Origin of the sequence: Psychrobacter sp. 28M-43, from assembly GCF_014770435.1 — a bacterium.
Classification (GTDB): Bacteria; Pseudomonadota; Gammaproteobacteria; order Pseudomonadales; family Moraxellaceae; genus Psychrobacter.
This window is the reverse complement of the sequence record NZ_CP061739.1, coordinates 2003702-2023990: the sequence shown is the minus strand read 5'-3', so window position 1 is coordinate 2023990 and position 20289 is coordinate 2003702. Positions and strand designations below refer to the sequence as shown.

At 43.7% G+C, this 20289-nt stretch carries 15 protein-coding genes; 13 read left to right on the top strand and 2 right to left on the bottom strand.

What is annotated here, in order from left to right; all coding sequences use genetic code 11:
* Nucleotides 1–117: 117 nt before the first annotated feature.
* On the bottom strand, nucleotides 118–1359 hold the full coding sequence (gene carA, locus IEE84_RS08390) for a glutamine-hydrolyzing carbamoyl-phosphate synthase small subunit (protein WP_191113848.1): 1242 nt from the start codon (nucleotides 1357–1359) through the stop codon (nucleotides 118–120).
* A 502-nt stretch (nucleotides 1360–1861) separates the two neighbouring features.
* On the opposite strand from carA, the gene IEE84_RS08385 reads away from it, so the two are divergent.
* From IEE84_RS08385 to IEE84_RS08325, 13 genes are all read left to right on the top strand, one after another.
* Entirely contained in the window at nucleotides 1862–2398 is a 537-nt protein-coding gene (locus IEE84_RS08385) for a gamma carbonic anhydrase family protein (protein WP_160021317.1), read from the top strand.
* Between the two features lie 83 nt (nucleotides 2399–2481).
* A complete protein-coding gene (locus tag IEE84_RS08380) occupies nucleotides 2482–3183 on the top strand; it encodes an HAD family hydrolase (RefSeq protein WP_191113847.1) in 702 nt (233 codons plus the stop codon).
* Between the two features lie 124 nt (nucleotides 3184–3307).
* Nucleotides 3308–4403 (top strand): peptide chain release factor 2 gene (gene prfB / locus IEE84_RS08375; RefSeq protein WP_102078362.1). Its coding sequence is split into 2 segments (ribosomal slippage): nucleotides 3308–3379 and nucleotides 3381–4403, totalling 1095 coding nucleotides; the frame shifts between segments, so codons are not numbered across the junction.
* A gap of 77 nt (nucleotides 4404–4480) precedes the next feature.
* Nucleotides 4481–4765 (top strand): pyrimidine/purine nucleoside phosphorylase, encoded by a 285-nt coding sequence (ppnP, locus tag IEE84_RS08370; protein ID WP_191113846.1) that lies wholly within the window; start codon nucleotides 4481–4483, stop codon nucleotides 4763–4765.
* Between the two features lie 211 nt (nucleotides 4766–4976).
* On the top strand, nucleotides 4977–6107 hold the full coding sequence (locus IEE84_RS08365; protein ID WP_191113845.1) for a DNA topoisomerase IB: 1131 nt from the start codon (nucleotides 4977–4979) through the stop codon (nucleotides 6105–6107).
* 308 nt (nucleotides 6108–6415) lie between these two features.
* Nucleotides 6416–8131: an AMP-binding protein gene (locus IEE84_RS08360; RefSeq protein WP_191113844.1), complete on the top strand. Its 1716-nt coding sequence runs from the start codon at nucleotides 6416–6418 to the stop codon at nucleotides 8129–8131.
* A gap of 72 nt (nucleotides 8132–8203) precedes the next feature.
* Nucleotides 8204–8995, top strand: a complete 792-nt coding sequence (locus tag IEE84_RS08355; RefSeq protein ID WP_191113843.1) for an SDR family NAD(P)-dependent oxidoreductase — start codon at nucleotides 8204–8206, stop codon at nucleotides 8993–8995.
* A 111-nt stretch (nucleotides 8996–9106) separates the two neighbouring features.
* Entirely contained in the window at nucleotides 9107–9688 is a 582-nt protein-coding gene (locus tag IEE84_RS08350) for a L,D-transpeptidase family protein (RefSeq protein ID WP_191113842.1), read from the top strand.
* A gap of 308 nt (nucleotides 9689–9996) precedes the next feature.
* Complete coding sequence (gene clpB / locus IEE84_RS08345; protein WP_191113841.1) at nucleotides 9997–12594, top strand: ATP-dependent chaperone ClpB; 2598 nt, start codon at nucleotides 9997–9999, stop codon at nucleotides 12592–12594.
* Nucleotides 12595–12801: 207 nt separating this feature from the next.
* Nucleotides 12802–14067, top strand: coding sequence for a PQQ-dependent sugar dehydrogenase (locus tag IEE84_RS08340; RefSeq protein WP_191113840.1), 1266 nt, complete (start codon nucleotides 12802–12804; stop codon nucleotides 14065–14067).
* 189 nt (nucleotides 14068–14256) lie between these two features.
* Entirely contained in the window at nucleotides 14257–15900 is a 1644-nt protein-coding gene (locus IEE84_RS08335) for a BCCT family transporter (RefSeq protein ID WP_191113839.1), read from the top strand.
* 243 nt (nucleotides 15901–16143) lie between these two features.
* Nucleotides 16144–17796 carry a BCCT family transporter gene (locus IEE84_RS08330; protein WP_191113838.1) on the top strand — a complete coding sequence of 551 codons (1653 nt, stop codon included), beginning with the start codon at nucleotides 16144–16146 and terminating at the stop codon, nucleotides 17794–17796.
* A 242-nt stretch (nucleotides 17797–18038) separates the two neighbouring features.
* Nucleotides 18039–19691, top strand: coding sequence for a BCCT family transporter (locus tag IEE84_RS08325; RefSeq protein ID WP_057760694.1), 1653 nt, complete (start codon nucleotides 18039–18041; stop codon nucleotides 19689–19691).
* A 141-nt stretch (nucleotides 19692–19832) separates the two neighbouring features.
* Here IEE84_RS08325 and IEE84_RS08320 read toward each other — a convergent pair whose 3' ends face one another.
* Nucleotides 19833–20081, bottom strand: a complete 249-nt coding sequence (locus IEE84_RS08320; RefSeq protein ID WP_191113837.1) for a hypothetical protein — start codon at nucleotides 20079–20081, stop codon at nucleotides 19833–19835.
* Nucleotides 20082–20289: the final 208 nt, after the last annotated feature.

Genomic DNA, 20289 nt, shown 5'->3' with positions numbered 1-20289 from the left:
AATCTTTGTTTTTGATAACGCTTATGGCGTTTTATACTTGCAGTGCTTTATTTAGTGCCGCTTGAACCGCTATGGACGATTCAAGCGTTTACTTATTATGTAGTTATAATCAACCGTTTACGCTTGGGCAGTTTTAGACTGTTCCATCATATCCGCAAACTTATCAAATAATGGCGCGCAGTCATGTGGACCAGGGCTGGCTTCTGGGTGACCTTGGAAGCTAAATACAGGCTTATTGGTCAACTCGATACCTTGGTTAGTACCATCAAACAGTGAGCGATGGGTAGATTTAACGTTGTCAGGTAGCGTGTCTTCATCAACCGCAAAGCCATGGTTCTGACTGGTAATCATCACCGTACCGGTCGCTAGATCTTGTACTGGATGGTTGGCACCATGATGGCCTGTTTTCATTTTGATGGTATTTGCACCGCTAGCCAGACCAATCAGCTGATGGCCTAAGCAGATGCCAAACGTTGGCACGTCAGTTTGCTCAATGATGTGACGTACCGCATCGATAGCGTAATCACAAGCTGCAGGATCACCAGGGCCGTTTGATAAGAAGATGCCATCTGGGTTCATTGCTAGCACATCAACGATAGGGGTCTGTGCTGGTACAACCGTTACGTGACAACCGCGGTCGACGAGCATGCGTAAGATGTTGGTTTTGCTACCGAAGTCATAAGCGACGACGTTGTATTTAGAATCGATGTGAGTGCCGAGTTGCTTAAAGAAGCCGCCAGTACCGCTATCATGACTGCCAGGGATATCACGGTTGAGTAAGGTGTCTGACAAATCCCACGTACCTGCTGTCCATTCGAAATTCTCTTTAGTGCAGCATTCTTTTGCCAAGTCCATGCCCTTTAGACCTGCAAAGCCTTTTGCTAACTCAATCGCTTTTTGCTCATCGTCGCTGCTGATAGTCTCGCCGTTTGAGGCAGTCATGATACAGCCGTTCTGTGCACCTTTATCACGTAATAGACGTGTTAGCTGACGCGTATCAATCTCAGCGATAGCAACTGTCTCATTACGCTGTAAATAGTCGCTGAGTGACTCTGAGTTGCGGAAGTTAGAAGTTGCCATGGTGGCATCACGGATGATAAGACCGTCTGCCCATACTTTGTGGCCATTGCCGGATTCTGTGTCCTCGCTATTGGTGCCTGTATTACCGATATGAGGGTAAGTCAAAGTCACCAGCTGGCGGGCATAACTTGGATCGGTTAGGATTTCTTGATACCCTGTCATGGCTGTGTTAAATACCACTTCACCAATACGATGACCTAGGCTGCCGATACTGACACCGCGAAAGATTGTACCGTCTGCTAGTGCCAAAATTGCTTGTATTTCTGCCGATGAATTCAAGGATTGCCTCCGCTGTTATTGGTGAGTGCCATCGTGTTTTGTTGGTCTAAAATTGCTCCGTATCCTTTTATTTACGGCATTTGACTATTGTCATATAAAAGTAAAAAAAGGGCGATACACAAAAATTTTCCACAAAAAAGCGAGAAGACATTATTGATGAAAACTACAAAACCCACTAGATAGTGAATAGGTAACTTGCATCATGTCCGCTCGCTTAGGCACAGATTTTGCGTATTATATACAAAATAGACGGTTATAGCTAGCCGATTTACTGGATTAATAGTCATTTCATAGCTAATAATGAGGACTTCATAAAGATATTGACTTTATAAAATAGCCTAAGCGGATATTAACTCCTTTCTCTTTTATCGAATTCGACATCCAGCGTATATTAATAGCGCTGGATTTTCGCAGTTGGCTTTGCCACAATGGACAGCGCAGCCCTAGACCCAATTTTTATGATCGTTTGTTATGACAATAATGAAGATGACAAGGAGTCGTTATGATTTATCAGTATTTAGACAAAACCCCTGAGTTTGCCGCACCATTTAACGGTTGGGTAGCAGACTCAGCGCAAGTGATGGGCGATGTGTATTTAGGCCATCAAGCCAATGTGTGGTTCGGTGCAGTGATACGCGGTGACAACGATCGTATCCATATCGGTGACTATAGTAATGTGCAAGAAAACAGTGTGATTCACACCGATGCAGGTATCAAAGTGACTATTGGTAATTACGTGACTATCGGTCATCTGGCTATGCTACATGGCTGTGAAGTCGGTGATAATAGCTTGATTGGCATTGGCGCAGTGGTACTCAATAATGTCAAAATCGGTAAAAACTGTCTGATAGGGGCGAAAGCCTTGATTACTGAAGGTCAGGTTATTCCTGATAACTCGCTAGTGATGGGCGCGCCTGCAAAAGTAGTCAAGACGCTGACAGATGAGCAAGCAGCGATGCTAAAAATGTCAGCGCTACATTATGCTGAGCGTTGTCAAAAGTTTAAAACAGGCTTAACAGAAATAGCGATGCCTGACTAAAGTTAGATAGACTTGTCTCCTACGTTTTATACTCTTTTATTCAACACTCCATATTTTTTCGCAACCAACGATAAGGTCTCACCATGCAGGCAAATCAAGCACAAACACAACAAAAACAACTGGCGTTATTTGATTTAGATCATACTTTACTGGATGTCGATAGCGATTATCTTTGGGGCGAGTATATCGTCAAGCATGACCTTGTCGATGAGGCGCAGTACCGTACGGCCAATCAGAAATTTTATAATGACTATATTGAAGGTACGCTAGACGCGACAGAGTACAATGAGTTTGTCGCGCAGTTTTTAAGCAGTCTGCCGCTTGATAGACTGGATGAGCTAAGAGAAGACTATATCAAAAGCGAAATCGAGCCACATATTCGCCCAAAAGCAATGGAAGCATTGTGTCAGCACATTGAGCAAGGGCACGATGTAGTGATTATTTCTGCGACCAATGATTTTGTAGTATCCGCCATTGCCAAGCGTTTTGGTGTAGAAGAAGCCAATGTATTGGCAACGCCATTAGAGATCAAAGATAATCGCTATACAGGTAAGCTAACTGACAGACCAAATTTCCAAGCGGGCAAAATATACCATTTGGATAAATGGCTAAATAAACAGCAAGCCTCTGGTATCACGTTTGAAAAAACGTATGCGTATTCAGATTCCAAAAATGATATTCCGTTACTCGAATGGGCTGATGTGGCCGTTTGCGTATCACCTGATGATGCGTTACATGCGCATGCTTTGGCCCATCGCTGGGCAGTAGAAGATTGGTCGATCTAGATTATTTAAGCTAGTAATAGTAGCAACATTGGCATCAGCGATAATTAGCGAACCATTTAGTATCAATCTCATTTAAAATAGCGCCACATGCGTTATTTATTTTATTAGAAAAACAGGAATATTTATGGAAATCAATCCGTATCAAGAGCAGATTAAAGATTTATCAGAGCGTGGGCAGGACTTGCGGAGGTATCTTTGACTTCGATGGTAAGCAAGAACGCTTAGAAGAAGTCAATTTAGAGTTAGAAAACCCTGAGCTATGGAACGATCCAGAGCGCGCGACCAAAATTAATAAAGAAAAAAGTCACCTTGACGGTGTCATCGATGTGGTGGTTTCTCTTGAAACCACACTAGAGGACGCGTCTGCTATGCTAGAGTTGGCAGTCGAAGCAGAAGATGAGTCCTTGCTAGCTGATGTGCAGAGCGAGCTAGATAGCGCCGAGAAACGTGTTGCTGATTTAGAATTCCGCCGAATGTTTAGCGGTGAGATGGATCCAAACAACTGCTACTTGGATATTCAGTCAGGCAGTGGCGGTACTGAAGCGCAAGATTGGGCTGAAATGCTGCTGCGCATGTATACACGCTGGGCAGAAGCTCATGGCTTCAAAGTAGATGTGATTGAAGTGTCCTCAGGTAGCGTGGCTGGTATCAAGTCGGCAACCATCGAGATCAAAGGCGATTATGCGTTTGGTTGGTTACGTACCGAAATTGGCGTTCACCGTTTGGTACGTAAGTCACCATTTGATAGTAATAATGGTCGTCATACGTCGTTTGCTGCGGTGTTTGTCTCGCCTGAGATTGACGACAACGTCGAGATTGATATCAATCCAGCGGACTTGCGTATCGATACCTATCGCTCATCTGGGGCGGGTGGTCAGCACGTAAACACAACAGATTCTGCGGTACGTATTACCCATGAGCCTTCGGGCGTGGTAGTGACCTGTCAGAACGAGCGTAGTCAACATGGTAACAAAGCCACCGCGATGAAGATGCTACGTGCTAAGCTTTATGAGCTAGAAATGCAAAAACGTATGGAGTCACAGCAAGCAGTCGAAGACGGTAAGTCTGATGTCGGCTGGGGCAGTCAAATTCGTTCGTACGTGCTCGATGACTCTCGTATCAAGGATTTGCGTACAGGTGTTGAAACCTTTAACACCGGTGCCGTGCTAGATGGTGACCTCGATCAGTTCATCGAAGCGAGTTTAAAAGCAGGATTGTAAAAGGCCGTTTTAAATAAGCAGCCGTTTTAAAATAGTAACTAATTAAAATAGTAACCAATATTTAATTAAGGAAAATTATGCCAAGCGTTAATAATTATTTTGATGATAAAGTGACTTCTATTGCCTTTCAAACGGCTACTAAGCCTGCGACTGTCGGCGTCATGGAAATTGGTGAGTATGAGTTTGGCACCAGTGAATTTGAAACCATGAGTGTGGTGAGCGGCGCATTGACCGTCAAGCTACCAGAGAGTGAAGTGTGGAAAATGTTTAATGCTGGCGAGCAATTTACGGTTGAAGCCAACCAAAAGTTCCAAGTAAAAGTAGACGTCGAAACCGCTTATCTATGTGTATACGGTAAATAATGACTTCTAAGTTATAGCAGTATCAAAACGAAAAACGCCAAGTATTTTATGCTTGGCGTTTTTTTGTGTGTCATATTTCAAATGAATTCTAAGCTACTATCCTGAAAACCATGTTTTACACAGCATTACACTTTGTCTGTGCCAAATAAACAGCAAAAACTACCGTCATTAATTATGCTAAAACCATGAATTCTCAAAGGTATACAGGTTTATGACAAAGGTAAAATTACAGACAAGCCGGCAGACAATGACCAAAGACGTGCGTCATGATTACGAGCATCTCGCACGCCGTGCTAATTTGCGTTATGTGAGTGACGATGAACCGGGCTACGAGCGTAGACGTTGGGGTCGCGGCTTTACTTATCGTGATGCAACGGGCAACACGGTCAAAGACAAAGCATTGCGTCAGCGTTTTGATGCATTGGTGATACCGCCTATGTGGTCAGAGGTGTGGATATGCCAAGACGAACGAGGCCATCTGCAATCAACAGGGCGAGACGAAAAATCTCGCAAACAGTACCTGTATCATCCGTCATGGAACAATATCCGTGACCAAGCAAAATTTGATGCGATGATAGGGTTTGCAGAGGCGCTGCCTAATTTACGCGCACAGGTGGAGGTAGATTTGGAAGCAGAGTCCTTATCGCGCACCAACGTACTCGCTGCCGTTGTTAAATTGCTAGAGACCACTTTGATTCGTATCGGTAACAGCCGCTACGCCAAGCAAAATAAAAGCTATGGTCTGAGTACGCTACGCAGTAAACATGTTAGCGAAACGGATAATGGACTGGCGTTTGATTTCGTCGGAAAAAGCGCAAAAGAACATCACATTGAGCTACAAGACGAGCGATTGATTGACATCGTGCAAGCCTGTTCTGAGCTGCCAGGTTATCAGATATTCAAATACTTAGATGATAATGGGCATAAGCAAGTCGTTGACAGTAGCGATATCAATGATTACTTACGAATGCATACGTGCGGCATGAACTGTGAAAGCAAGCTGTACAGCGCAAAGGACTTTCGGACATGGATGGCCAGTGTACTCGCGGCAAGCTACCTATATGATGAGCTACAAACGACTGCAGGCGCTAACATATTAACCAGTGCGCCAGAAAGCACTGAGCGACAGCAATTAGTTACTGATATGGTAAAAAGCGTGGCAGCAGAGCTAGGCAACACACCAACCGTATGCCGTGCCTCTTATATTCATCCCATTGTCATTGAACGTTTTTTGACAGGGCAGTTCTTTGAGACTTACAAACAAGCACGCCGTGGACGAACCAAAAAATACCAAAGCTGTGAAGAGAAAGCGTTATTAGGGTTTTTAAGAGCTGATGTTTAAGTGTGAGGTTTTAGATAATAATATTAAGGTGTTAATTCTTTAATAGGAAATTGAAAATATGTGGCAGTACTTTGGCTATTGATTGTAGGCGTCTTCGCGGACTTATAGCGAATTAATGATAATTAGTTATAGATTATCTTTATTTCTATAAAATAAAAATGATACGTTATGTATTGAAATAAACGTAAAAATGCGTTACTAATAGAGCATGATAAATACGAACCTATGAAACGGTCTATAGGATGTGGCCGTTCTTCAATCATAAATGCCATTTTACCAGTTACTTGATATTGCTAAAGGATTAGCTTATGAACACCGCCTCTCAAACTCCGACGAATATAGATACAGATACTACCATCACGCCAAAAAACTATACCGATTATTATAATAATTTTAATATGGATACACTGCTGTCAGAAATATTTGGCGAGCAGGTAGGTGATCGACTAAATGCTTATATGGCTTGCTGTGGTCGCCATGTACGCGATGGCCGCGCTGACAATGCTGCGCTAGTACACGAAGACACGGCAGGCAATATAACGCGCATGAGTTTTGGTGAGCTTGATAAAGCGAGTGCTCAAATCGCTAACCTGCTACAGTCGTATGGGGTAAAAGCGGGAGACAAAGTAGCGACGATGCTACCGCGTACGCCAGAGCTTCTTACCGTTGTGTTGGCAACATGGCGCATCGGAGCGGTATATCAGCCGCTATTTACTGCTTTTGGCTATGACTCAATCAAGTATCGGATGGAGAAAGCCGATACCAAAGTCGTTTTTACTAACTTAGAAAATCGCAGCAAGTTTGAAGATTTGGCTGAGCAAACCAAAATGGTATTGGTCGGCAGTGCTGAGGATGCTCAGACATGGGGTGACGATCACTATAGCCAGTCTATGGAAGCACAGTCGCAAGCGCTCGAACCCGTGATGCTCGATACGGATGCGCCATTCTTGCAAATGTTTACCTCAGGTACGGTTGGTAAATCAAAAGGTGTCAGTGTTCCATTGGCCGCATTACCTGCTTTTTACCTATATATGCGTTATGCCATCGACCTACGCGAAGATGATCAATATTGGAACATGGCAGATCCAGGCTGGGCATATGGCTTGTACTATGCCATCACAGGGCCATTGCTACTGGGCATCACCACTTATTTTAATGAAGCAGGATTCGATGCGACCCATACCCGTGAATTTATGGTACGTCATAAGATTACTAATTTGGCCTCTTCACCAACTGCGTTTCGAATGATGAAATCTAGCGGCATTTTCGACAATGTTGATGAAGGCGCTCATAATGATGCCAAGGCCAAGCTGTCTTTACGCTGTGCCAACTCAGCAGGGGAGACACTGAATACCGAAGTGGTCAACTGGGTCGAGACCTATCTGGCATGCCAAGTCAAAGACCAATATGGGCAAACAGAAACTGGCATGACTTGCTGTGCACATCACGCACTGGCGCATGAATGTCCAGTTGGCTCGATGGGTATGGCGCTCCCAGGTCATACGCTAGTCGTACTAGATGATGATATGAAGGTACTGCCAGATGGTGAGCAAGGGCAGCTAGCAGTTGTGGTCAGTCAGTCACCTGCGTTTTATTTCCGTGGTTATAGCTGGAACGAAAAACAAGCCTTTGTAGATGATTACTATCTGACAGGCGATGTGGTCGAGCGTCATAGTGACGGTAGTTACTGGTTTTCAGGACGTGATGATGACATCATTATTACCGCAGGTTACCGCGTAGGGCCCACTGATGTCGAAAATACCGTATTAGAGCACGAAGCAGTCGCAGAGTCTGCGGCGGTAGGCGTGCCAGATGAAGTACGTGGTCATACTATTAAGTCTTATGTGGTACTAAAAGATGGTATCGAAGGCAGTGAGCAAATTGCTAAAGAAATCCAAGAGCTGGTACGTAAACGCCTATCTACTCATGCTTATCCACGTGAGGTAGAGTTTGTGACAGAACTGCCAAAAACGCCAAGTGGTAAGATTCAACGCTTTTTGCTGCGTAGTCTATCTGCTGCATAAGTGAATTGGTAAAGCATTTATAAATTTAATAGAAAAATATCTAATAAGAAGCAAAAACTTAAAGGAATAATCATGCAAGTTAAAGAAAACAGCTTTTTGGTCACAGGCGGGGCATCAGGTTTGGGTGAATCAGTGGCTCGGGCGATTGTGGGTCAAGGTGGTAACGTCGTTATCGCTGATTTAAATGAATCTGCTGGGCAAGCACTGGTCGCTGAGTTAGGCGATAGTGCGCGCTTTGTACGCTGTGATATCACTAACGGTGATGAAGTGCAATTAGCGGTTGAAATGGCAGAGTCAGCTTTCGGCGGCCTACAAGGTTCAATCAACTGTGCGGGTATTGTAGTGGTACAAAAACTGCTAGATCGCGATAACAATCCAGCAGATCTTGAGGCATTTAGCCGCGGGGTCAATATCAATCTGGTTGGTTCATTTAACGTCGCCCGTTTGGTCGCTGCTAGCATTGCCAAGCGCATAGCGAGTGGTGGTAGTGCAGGCGGCCATGTAGAAAAGAATGCAGATCAAGGCATTATCATTAATACAGCCTCTATCGCAGCCTTTGACGGTCAAGTAGGTCAAGCCAGTTATTCATCGTCTAAAGCAGGTGTGGTTGGTCTGACCTTGCCACTTGCTCGCGAGCTGTCACGTCATGGTATTCGCGTGATGACTATCGCACCAGGTGTCTTTGCTACGCCGATGATGGACTCTATCCCAGAGAAAGCACGTGAGCAGCTAGAGGCAGGTGTGCCATATCCTAAACGCTTAGGCGCTCCCAATGAGTTTGCCAAATTGGTCACTCATATCATCGATAATGCTTACCTAAATGGTGAAGTCATTCGCTTAGATGGTGCAATTCGCATGGTGTAACAGTCTAGTGAGTGATTCATCACTTTTGCACAAAACGTATTTACAGAATCTGGCATAGTGCTTTGATACATATGATTAATGACGAAAAATTAATTATGGGAAACAGAGTCTATGCCATTTTTTTATAAAAAATCTTACTCATCAAATGAGCAGCGGACGCCTTGGCTGCCCATTATCATTGGCCTTAGTCTTGCTGCCATTGTCAGCACAAGCGCTATTGCTTATGTCAAAAGCACCTCAAAACCCGAAAACCCCATTCCTCCTTCCATAGTCATCGATAGAGTCTTAGTCGATAAATCAGACCGTATCTTAAAATTGATGAGCGATGGTAAAGCTATTAGGTCGTATCGTATTGCGCTAGGGGGCAGTCCATCAGGTCATAAGCAACAAGAAGGCGACCAGCGTACGCCAGTTGGGGTTTATACCTTAGATTATAAAAACGAGAACTCTATTGCCCATCGCTCTATCCATATTAGCTATCCCAATGATGAGGACAAGGCGCGAGCGCAGTCATTAGGGGTCAATCCGGGTGGTGATATCATGATTCATGGGCAAATGAATGGCTTTGGGTATTTGGCATTGTTTAATCAACGACGTGATTGGACCGATGGTTGTATCGCGGTTACCAATGACGAGATGGATGAAATTATGGATGCGGTGACACTTGGTACTCCTATCGAAATCGTAGAGTAGAATAGTCGGATTATTATCTAATCTATACTAAATAGATGCATTATTCATTACCGTATTTAATGGAGATTTATGTTTTATTTGCATTGATAAAGTGGCGTCTTTATCTTTTCATGACCTTTAAATGATGTTAATAACCCATTTAATTATTATTAATAATAAATATCATTGTTTTAAGTAAGGTTTTATTTGGTAATCGTCTTGAAATAGGTGTATATATACCTTATATAAGTGACAGATACCAGTAGGCAGTAAACTAAGATAACCCTTAGAGGTGCTACTGAGAATACCAATTATAAAAGGATATAGACATGAGATTTGAGAAGTTTACTCAAAAATTGCAGTCCGCCATTCAAGAAGCACAGAGCCTAGCATTAGGTCGCGATCATACAGGCATTGATCCTGTGCATTTGCTTGCCGTGTTGTTACAAGATGAGTCTAATTTATCGATATGCCAACAAGCAGGTGCTTCTATTCCAGCGCTAAAAAATGGCGTTGCTAAAGCTCTAGATAACCAGGCGACCATTTCGGAGCCGACAGGTGACGTCAATCTAAACCCAAACTCAGTCAAAATCTTGAACTTGGCAGATCGTCAGGCGCAAAAAGAAGGCGATGATTTTATCGCGACGGAATGGGTGATGTTAGCACTCGCTGAGCAGGGCGAAACCAAAAAGATATTTGAAAGTGCTGGCGTGACGGCAAGCAAACTAAAAGCGGTAATTGAGCAATTGCGCGGTGATGATACAGTGAATAACCAAAACGCAGAAGATCAGCGCGATGCGCTCAACAAGTACACGATTAACCTGACTGAACAAGCAGAGCTTGGCAAGTTAGACCCAGTCATTGGCCGTGACGAAGAGATTCGCCGTACTATTCAGGTGCTATCACGCCGTACCAAAAATAACCCTGTGCTCATCGGTGAGCCGGGCGTTGGTAAAACAGCTATCGTCGAAGGCTTGGCACAAAAAATCATCAATGGTGACGTGCCAGAAGGGCTACGCCGTAAAGAAGTACTGTCGTTGGATTTAGGTGCGCTAATCGCCGGGGCAAAATTTCGCGGTGAGTTCGAAGAGCGCCTCAAAAGCGTATTGAGCGATTTGGCCAAACAAGAAGGCAACGTTATCTTGTTCATCGATGAGCTGCATACAATGGTTGGTGCGGGTAAGTCTGAAGGTGCGATGGATGCTGGTAATATGCTAAAACCTGCATTGGCACGCGGTGAGTTGCATTGTGTCGGAGCGACGACGCTTGATGAATACCGCAAGTACATCGAAAAAGATGCAGCGCTTGAGCGTCGTTTCCAAAAAGTGCTGGTCGATGAGCCAACGGTCGAAGATACCATTGCGATATTACGGGGTCTAAAAGAGCGTTACGAGCTGCATCACGGCGTCGATATTCAAGACAGTGCTATTATCGCTGCTGCGCGCATGAGCCATCGCTATATCACTGATCGTAAGTTACCAGATAAAGCGATTGATTTAATTGATGAAGCGGCCAGTCGTTTGCGAATGGAGATGGATAGCAAGCCTGAATCATTAGGTAAGCTCGATAGTCGCTTGATTCAACTAAAAATGCAGCGCGAAGTACTCAAAAATGAAGAAGATGCTGGCGCGCAAGCCGAGCGTAAAGTGCTCGATGCGCAAATAGCGGAATTGGAAAAGGAGTATGCTGATCTCAACGAGGTTTGGCAGGCAGAAAAAGCACTGGTCAAAGGCAGTCAACAGCTAAAAGACGAGTTGGATAAAGCCCGTATTGCGTATGACAAAGCTAGCCGCGAAGGCGACTATGAGACCATGAGTAAGCTGCAATACGAAACCATTCCGCAGTTAGAACGACGTATTCATGAGTCTGACTTGGCTGAGCAAAAAGAGCAGACAGGTGAAGGTAGCGGTGTGAAATTGCTGCGTAATAAGGTGACAGACAACGAAATCGCCGAAGTCGTTGCAGCCGCAACTGGTATTCCAGTCAGCAAAATGATGCAAGGTGAGCGTGATAAGATGATCGCAATGGAAGAAAAGCTCCATGAGCGTGTCATTGGTCAAAACGAAGCGGTCGAATCGGTGGCCAATGCGGTACGTCGTAGTCGTGCAGGTCTGTCTGATCCCAACCGTCCATCTGGTTCGTTTTTATTCTTGGGACCTACTGGTGTTGGTAAAACTGAGCTGACCAAATCACTAGCAAACTTCTTATTTGACTCTGAAGATGCGATTGTACGTATCGATATGAGTGAGTATATGGAAAAACATAGTGTCAGCCGCCTAGTTGGCGCGCCTCCAGGCTATGTCGGTTATGAAGAAGGCGGTACATTGACAGAAGCGGTACGCCGTAAGCCATATAGTGTCATATTGTTCGATGAAGTAGAGAAGGCGCATCCTGATGTGTTTAACATCTTGTTGCAAGTATTGGATGATGGTCGCTTAACCGATTCGCAAGGTCGTGTAATAGATTTCAAAAATACCGTGATTATCATGACCAGCAACTTGGGTTCGCACAAGATTCAAGAGATGGTTGGTGAAAGCTACGAGGATATCAAAGCGGAAGTAATGGATTCTGTTGGGCAGCATTTCCGTCCAGAGTTCGTCAACCGTATTGACGAAATCGTAGTTTTCCATCCGCTTGGTATGTCGCAGATGGCAGGTATTGCGGATATTCAATTGGATCGATTACGTCAGCGTATCCAAGAGCGTGAGATGGATATTGAGCTATCAGTAGATGCGATGAATAAATTGGTTGCCGTGGGTTATGACCCTGTTTATGGTGCTCGTCCTTTGAAGCGTGCCATTCAACAAGAGATCGAAAACCCATTGTCATTGAAACTATTAGCAGGTGATTTTGTCGCTGGTGATATTATCAAAGTCGATGTAGGTGCCGATGACAAGCTAACTTTTGATAAGCTTAGAATGAGCTAATCCTATTGGCTTTGACGTCTTTATAACCCAACTGTACGCTTAAAATAACCCCCTTATCTACAATCGTAGGTAAGGGGGTTTTATTTATAAGGCACGTTTTACGTTACTGTTTTTTTACCATTTCGATATCTCTTAAGTCTCAGGACTATGCTATAACTAAATCACAGACTAATAATATAAGTATTAATTGAATGGAGAAACAGAACGATGACAGCCCATATTGAACGTATAAATATACCTTTAACTTCGCCGCTAATTATTGCAGCATTGCTGTTTAGCACTGCCGCGTGCTCCAACCCTTCTACAGTAAGTCCCAGCAACAACAAAAGTACCGCAACAGAGTCTAAAGAAGTTTCAACTTCAGATAGCGAGGTTCAAACCGCCACACAAACAAATACTAGCAAGCCTGACTTTACTACCAAAGCAATCGCTACCTTTGATGAGCCTTGGGCTATGACAGCGTTACCCATTGCAGATAGCAAAGCGCCAAAATTGCTAGTAACACAAAAAACAGGTGAGCTACTTATCGTAGATACCGCGACGGGTAATAAGACCAAAATCGAAGGCGTTCCTACAGTCGCTTACGGTGGTCAAGGCGGCTTAGGAGACATCATCGCGGCTCCAGATTTTGCGACGTCCAATACCGTGTATCTTAGCTACGCAGAAGCAGGAACAGGAAGTGATAGCAATAAATTCGGTGCTAAAGTCATCAAGGCGACACTCTCAGGATTAGAGACAGCCACACCTACGTTGCAAGATATCACGCCTATCTGGCAACAGTCTCCGAAAGTCACAGGGCAGGGACATTATAGTCATCGTTTGCTGTTTTCTCCCGATGGACGCTATCTATATATCAGCTCAGGCGAGCGTCAAGACAAAGACCCAGCACAAGACATGAATGGCAATCTGGGTAAGATAATACGGTTAAGTCCTGATGGTAACACCCCGACAGACAATCCGTTTACTGATAACGAGTTGGCCAAACAGTTTTGGACCATCGGACATCGCAATGTGCTTGGTATGGCATTTGACGATAGTGGACAGCTTTGGGCGCACGAGATGGGACCAAAGGGCGGGGATGAATTTAATATTATTGAGAAGGGTAACAATTATGGCTGGCCAGTGGTATCCAATGGCCGCAACTATTCAGGTCTAGATATTCCTGACCATGATACTAAGCCAGAGTTTGCAGCACCCAAAATTACTTGGACACCTGTCATATCACCATCTGCTATGAGTATCTATGCGGCTGGTACTCATAATGACTTTCCTAGCTGGCAGGGCAACGCGCTTATCAGTGGCTTATCGTCTAAAGCGCTTATCGTAGTGGGTATAAGCGAAGACAATACCGCCGCTGAGCGTTATCGCTATGACATGGGTGAGCGTGTACGCAGTGTGTTAGCAGTAGACGGGCAAGTGTGGACACTTGAAGACGGTAATGATGCACAATTACTCAGATTATTGCCCAAATAACATCGAAACAATATTGAAATAACATCGAATTAACGACGTATTTACCTGCCTGTATATTTAATTATTTTAATAAAACTATCAAATTCTTTTAGAGTAAATTAATAGTTTTATCAAGTTTTATTTTGTAATAGATTGATAGTTAAGACCTATTTTGTTAAGGTAACGTTCCTTGAAATTTGAGACTTGCACATGGAAGAAGTAAAAGTAGGCAGATTAGGACCTTTTCCGCGGGTAAGTAAACCTGTGTTTATTACATCATCACTGCTGATTGTTGGCTTTATTATTTTCGGTGCGTTTTTCACCGAAACAGCAGGGGCTGTTTTTAGTTTTTTACAAAATTTTATTACCGATAAGTTTGGTTGGCTATTCATTATTCTAGTTAATACCGCGCTCGCGCTTTGTATTTACTTGGCAATGAGTCGCTATGGTGACATTCGACTAGGCAACCAAACAGAACGACCGCAGTACAATCTGTTCTCTTGGATTGGTATGCTATTTTCTGCAGGTATTGGTATTGGTCTAGTTTATTGGGGTACAGCAGAACCGTTGTATCACTTTATGGCACCACCAATGGGCGATGCAGAGACAGTAGAAGCCGCCAAGCAAGCGATGAATATCTCATTTATGCATTGGGGTCTACACGCTTGGGCGATTTATACGATTGTAGCGCTGTCTTTAGCGTACTTCCATTTCCGCCGCGGCCTGCCATTATCGATTCGATCTACTTTGTATCCTTTACTTGGTAAAAAGATCTATGGTCGTTGGGGACACACGGTCGATATCTTGGCTGTGTTTGGTACGATGTTTGGTGTGGTTACCTCGCTTGGACTTGGGGTTATGCAGATCAATTCTGGACTCGAAAAGCTGTTTGGTACGCCTAACAGTCTTACCGTACAGTTCGGCTTGATCGCTTTCATCACAGCGCTAGCGGCAGCTTCAGTCTTGATGGGTTTGGATAAAGGTATTAAGCGTTTAAGTGATATCAATATTGGTTTCACTATCGTCTTATTAGCGTTTATGGTCATCTTAGGACCAACGCTATTTATCTTTGATAGTTTTATCGAAAACATCGGCAACTATCTGACTGTGATTGTACCTCTAGGTACATGGGGTGAGTCTTATAGCGGTACAGATTGGCAAAGTAGTTGGACGATATTTTACTGGGCATGGTGGGTAAGCTGGGCACCATTCGTTGGTATCTTTATCGCTCGTATCTCTCGTGGCCGTACTATCCGTGAATTTACGCTTGGTGTACTACTGATCCCAATGCTGATTTTGTTCTTCTGGTTTACGACTTTTGGCGGCGTTGCTGTTCATATGGAGCTTGCTTCTGCTGTGTCAGGTGTTAGCCCAGGATTGGTAGAAGCAGTACAAGCGGATTCTGGTAGTGCCATCTTTAAGTTGGTTGAGTACTACCCATTGGCAAAACCGATTACGCTACTGATTGTCGTCATGATTATGCTATGGTTTGTGACCTCGTCAGATTCTGCTAGCTTTGTCATCGATATGTTGACTGCTGGTGGCGATACCAACCCACCGAAAATCCAGCGCTTATTTTGGGCAACGACAGAAGGCGTTATCGCCGCTATCTTACTAGCGGCTGGTGGACTGTCTGCTCTACAGGCGGCAGCGATCGTAGCAGGACTACCGTTTGCCTTGGTTGTCTTTGTCATGATGTATGCGCTACTGCGTGGTTTGAGTCGCGATCGTCTGATTCTATACAGAGCGCAGCAAGGCTTTATTACAGATGAATCAGCAGATCATAACTCAGCGAATGAATTCGTTGACGAGCATCTTCTAAAAGGGCCACCTAAGATTGTTAAAGGTGACTAAGAAGTAGATAGCGTCAAGACAGCTACTTAAGCTTTTGATAGAAGAAGCCCCAATTTATTTTTAAATTGGGGCTTTTTATTGAGTAAAGGTATTTATATTTATTCAGGAAAAATTCAGATTGTTGAAATATTATTGCTGCAATGTTACTACGATTTCTATACATTCGGCAGTATTTACATGGTGTTATATTTAGTGATTCGTTCATACCTTAGTATGGTTACGCTCTTTTTTGGGGATATACCTATGGATCATGTAAAAGTTGGCAGGTTAGGCCCTTTCCCGCGGGTAAGTAAACCTGTCTTTTTAACTTCAGCATTACTTATTATTACATTTATTATTCTTGGCGTTTTTTTTACTGAATCTGCCGGTACGTTGTTCAGTTTTTTACAAGGCTTTATTACCGATAAATTTGGTTGGTTTTTCATTATTCTCGTTAATGTGGCCTTAGGACTTTGTGTTTATTTATCTATGAGCCGTTATGGCGATATTCGTCTTGGTGCTCAAACTGAGACACCACAGTACAGTCTATTCTCGTGGATCGGTATGCTGTTCTCTGCTGGTATCGGTATTGGACTTGTCTACTGGGGTACAGCAGAGCCCTTATATCACTTTATGGCACCACCACTCGGTGAAAAGGAAACGATAGAAGCCGCCAAGCAGGCGATGAATATTACCTTTTTACATTGGGGCTTACATGCTTGGGCATTGTACGCGATTGTAGCGCTATCTTTAGCCTATTTCCATTTTCGCCGTGGCTTACCACTATCGATTCGCTCAACCCTTTATCCTATATTGGGTAAAAAGATATATGGCTCGTGGGGTCATGCCGTTGATATCTTAGCCGTATTCGGTACGATGTTTGGTGTGGTGACGTCACTAGGTCTTGGCGTTATGCAAATTAACTCAGGGCTTGAGAAATTATTTGGTATTCCTAATAACCTCACAATACAAATCGCTCTGATTGCCTTTGTTACTGCTTTAGCCGCCTGTTCTGTCATGATGGGCTTGGATAAGGGTATCAAACGTCTAAGCGATGTGAACATCGGTCTAACGGCTATTCTGCTTGGTTTTATGGTCGTCTTAGGGCCGACGCTTTTCATTTTTGATAGCTTCCTAGAAAATATCGGCAACTATCTTTCAGTGGTTGTGCCATTAGGTCTGTGGGGAGAGTCTTATGAAGGTGAAGCAAACTGGCAGTCAGCATGGACGATATTTTATTGGGCATGGTGGGTAAGTTGGGCGCCATTTGTCGGCGTGTTTATTGCTCGTATCAGCCGTGGTCGTACGATTAGAGAGTTTGTACTTGGGGTATTACTTATCCCAATGACCATATTGTTCTTTTGGTTTTCAACTTTCGGCGGCGTTGCTATTCATATGGAGCTGCTCGCTGCTATTGATCCAGCGTTGGTTAGTCCTGGACTGGTCGAGGCGGTACAAACAGATTTTGGTAGTGCCATTTTCAAATTGGTTGAGTACTATCCCTTGGCTCAACCCATCACATTCATGATTGTGATTATGATTGTATTGTGGTTCGTGACCTCATCAGATTCAGCGAGTTTTGTCATTGATATGCTGACCGCAGGTGGTGATACCAATCCGCCAAAGATTCAACGTTTATTTTGGGCAAGCACTGAAGGCGTCATTGCTGCTGTTTTGTTGGCTGCTGGTGGATTGAGCGCGTTACAAGCAGCCGCTATCGTAGCAGGATTGCCATTTGCTTTAGTTATATTTGCCATGATGTATGCGCTACTGCGTGGCTTGAGTCGCGATCGACTAATACTATATAGAGCGCAGCAGCATTATATTACTGAAGAATCAGCAGATCACAACTCGGCAGATGAATTTGCTGATGAGCATCTACTAAAAGGGCCACCTAAGATTGTAAAAGGTGACTAAAAGCAGGTAAAAGTAAGACTGCTATTTAAGCTTTTGATAGAAGAAGCCCCAATTTATTTTTAAGTTGGGGCTTCTTTATTGGGTGAAGATACTTAAATTTATTCAGGACAAATTCGGTTTGTTGAAAATTATTACTGAAATGTTACTACCATTTATATACATTCGGTAGTATTTACAAGGTGTTATATTTGATAATTCGTTCATACCTTGGTATGGTTACGCACTTTTTTGGGGATATACCTATGGATCATGTAAAAGTTGGCCGATTAGGCCCTTTTCCGCGGGTAAGTAAACCTGTATTTTTGACTTCAGCAATCTTGATACTGGCGTTCATTATTTTTGGCGCTTTATTCAATGAACAAGCAGAAGTAGTATTTAACCAAGCAAAAGCATTTGTCTCTTTGCGCTTTGGCTGGTTCTTTATTGTCGTGGTCAATTTAACATTGGTCATGAGTATTTATATGATATTTAGCCGCTACGGCGATATCAGACTCGGTCATCAGAATGAAAGACCAGAGTACAATATGGTTTCTTGGATTGGCATGTTGTTTTCAGCCGGTATCGGTATTGGGCTGCTTTATTGGGGCACCGCTGAGCCGTTGTATCACTTCATGGCACCACCATTAGGCGAGGCGGAAACAGTTGCCGCTGCCAAGCAAGCGATGAATATCTCGTTCCTACATTATGGCCTACATGTATGGGCGCTATACGGCATGGTCGCGCTATCGCTCGCATATTTTCATTATCGAGTAGGTTTACCACTGGCTATCCGTTCGACACTTTATCCGATATTGGGTAAAAAGATCTACGGCGGTTGGGGGCATACGGTAGATACGCTCGCCGTATTTGGTACGATGTTTGGGGTAGTGACCACGTTAGGTCTTGGCGTTTTGCAAATTAACTCAGGCCTTGAGACTTTATTTGGCATACCCAATAATATTACGGTGCAGATTATTTTGATTGGCCTTATCACCATGCTAGCAGGGTTATCTCTGTTTATGGGATTGGATAAAGGCATCAAGCGTCTAAGTGATACCAATATATTGTTCACTGTGATATTGCTAAGTTTTGTGATTATCTTTGGGCCTACGCAGTTTATCTTTAACAGCTTCGTAGAAAACATCGGCAACTATTTGCATCAAATCGTACCATTAGGTTTGTGGACAGAGTCTTATAGAGGCGAAGAAAACTGGCAAGCTTCTTGGACGATTTTCTATTGGGCATGGTGGATCAGTTGGTCACCATTCGTTGGGGTATTCGTTGCACGTATCTCTCGTGGCCGTACCATCCGTGAGTTTATACTAGGCGTACTGTTAATTCCTATCACGATATTGTTCTTATGGTTTACTGCTTTTGGTGGTTCTGCGGTAAATATGGAGCTAGTGGCAGCAGCAGACCCTAACATAGTTAGCCCAGGTCTGATCGAAGCGGTCAAAGCCGATACGGGTAGCGCTATCTTCAAATTGATGGAGTCTTATCCATTAACGGGTGCGGTCAACTTGCTCATCGTGGTGATGATTGTCCTATGGTTTGTTACCTCATCGGATTCAGCCAGTTTTGTCATCGATATGCTGACATCAGGTGGTGATACCAATCCGCCAAAGATCCAGCGCTTATTTTGGGCAGGTTCTGAAGGCGTTATCGCTGCTGTATTGCTAGCAGCAGGTGGCTTAAGTGCATTACAAGCGGCATCGATTGTCTCAGGCTTTCCTTTTGCTATCGTGATCGTCGTGATGATGTATTCTCTCTTGCGCGGTCTCAGTCGAGATCGTTTGATACTCTATCGTAATCAGCAATGGTTCACCACAGAAGAGTCAGCAGAGCATAACTCGGCCAATGAATTCCGTGATGAAGAGTTGCTAAAAGGCCCACCAGCACTTGAGAAAGATGCTTAAGCTCTAGATTTTATTTTCTAGCTACAAAAATACCCAGCTTATATAGGCTGGGTATTTTATGGATGCTCAATACTTTTAATAGAAAAGCTTTCAATACATCAGCTTTCAGTACAGCCGATCTCGATAAAACTGCTTTATGGATTAATTGCATTCGCCTTTTGTATAACCAACGGCTTCAGGGATATTACAGGCTGAGCAAGCATTACTAGCCGTTCGGTAGCTAACAACTGATCCAACTTTCGTCTTTACACAGACAGGTTCATATTGTGCCGTACAGATATTATTAGCAGGGTTAGCGGGTGGGCACTGAGTAAGAGCCCCTTCAAATTGCTGACTGATATCAGGACTGGATGGGGTAGGTGTTTGACCAGACGTGCCTACATCAGACATAGAGCTACAGCCCGTTAAAGCTAGAACTAATATCAATATAAGTGATGATGGTTTGAACGGAGATTGATTAATTGTGGAAAATCGACGATTGGATAGAGCTTGTTTCATAACAAATGTCCTTATTCATAATATTCGATAGCGTCCTGTTATCGCTGATGGATTTGCCTATTGAGGCTAAACGCTTAAGCATTTATGGTAGCTCATTTGT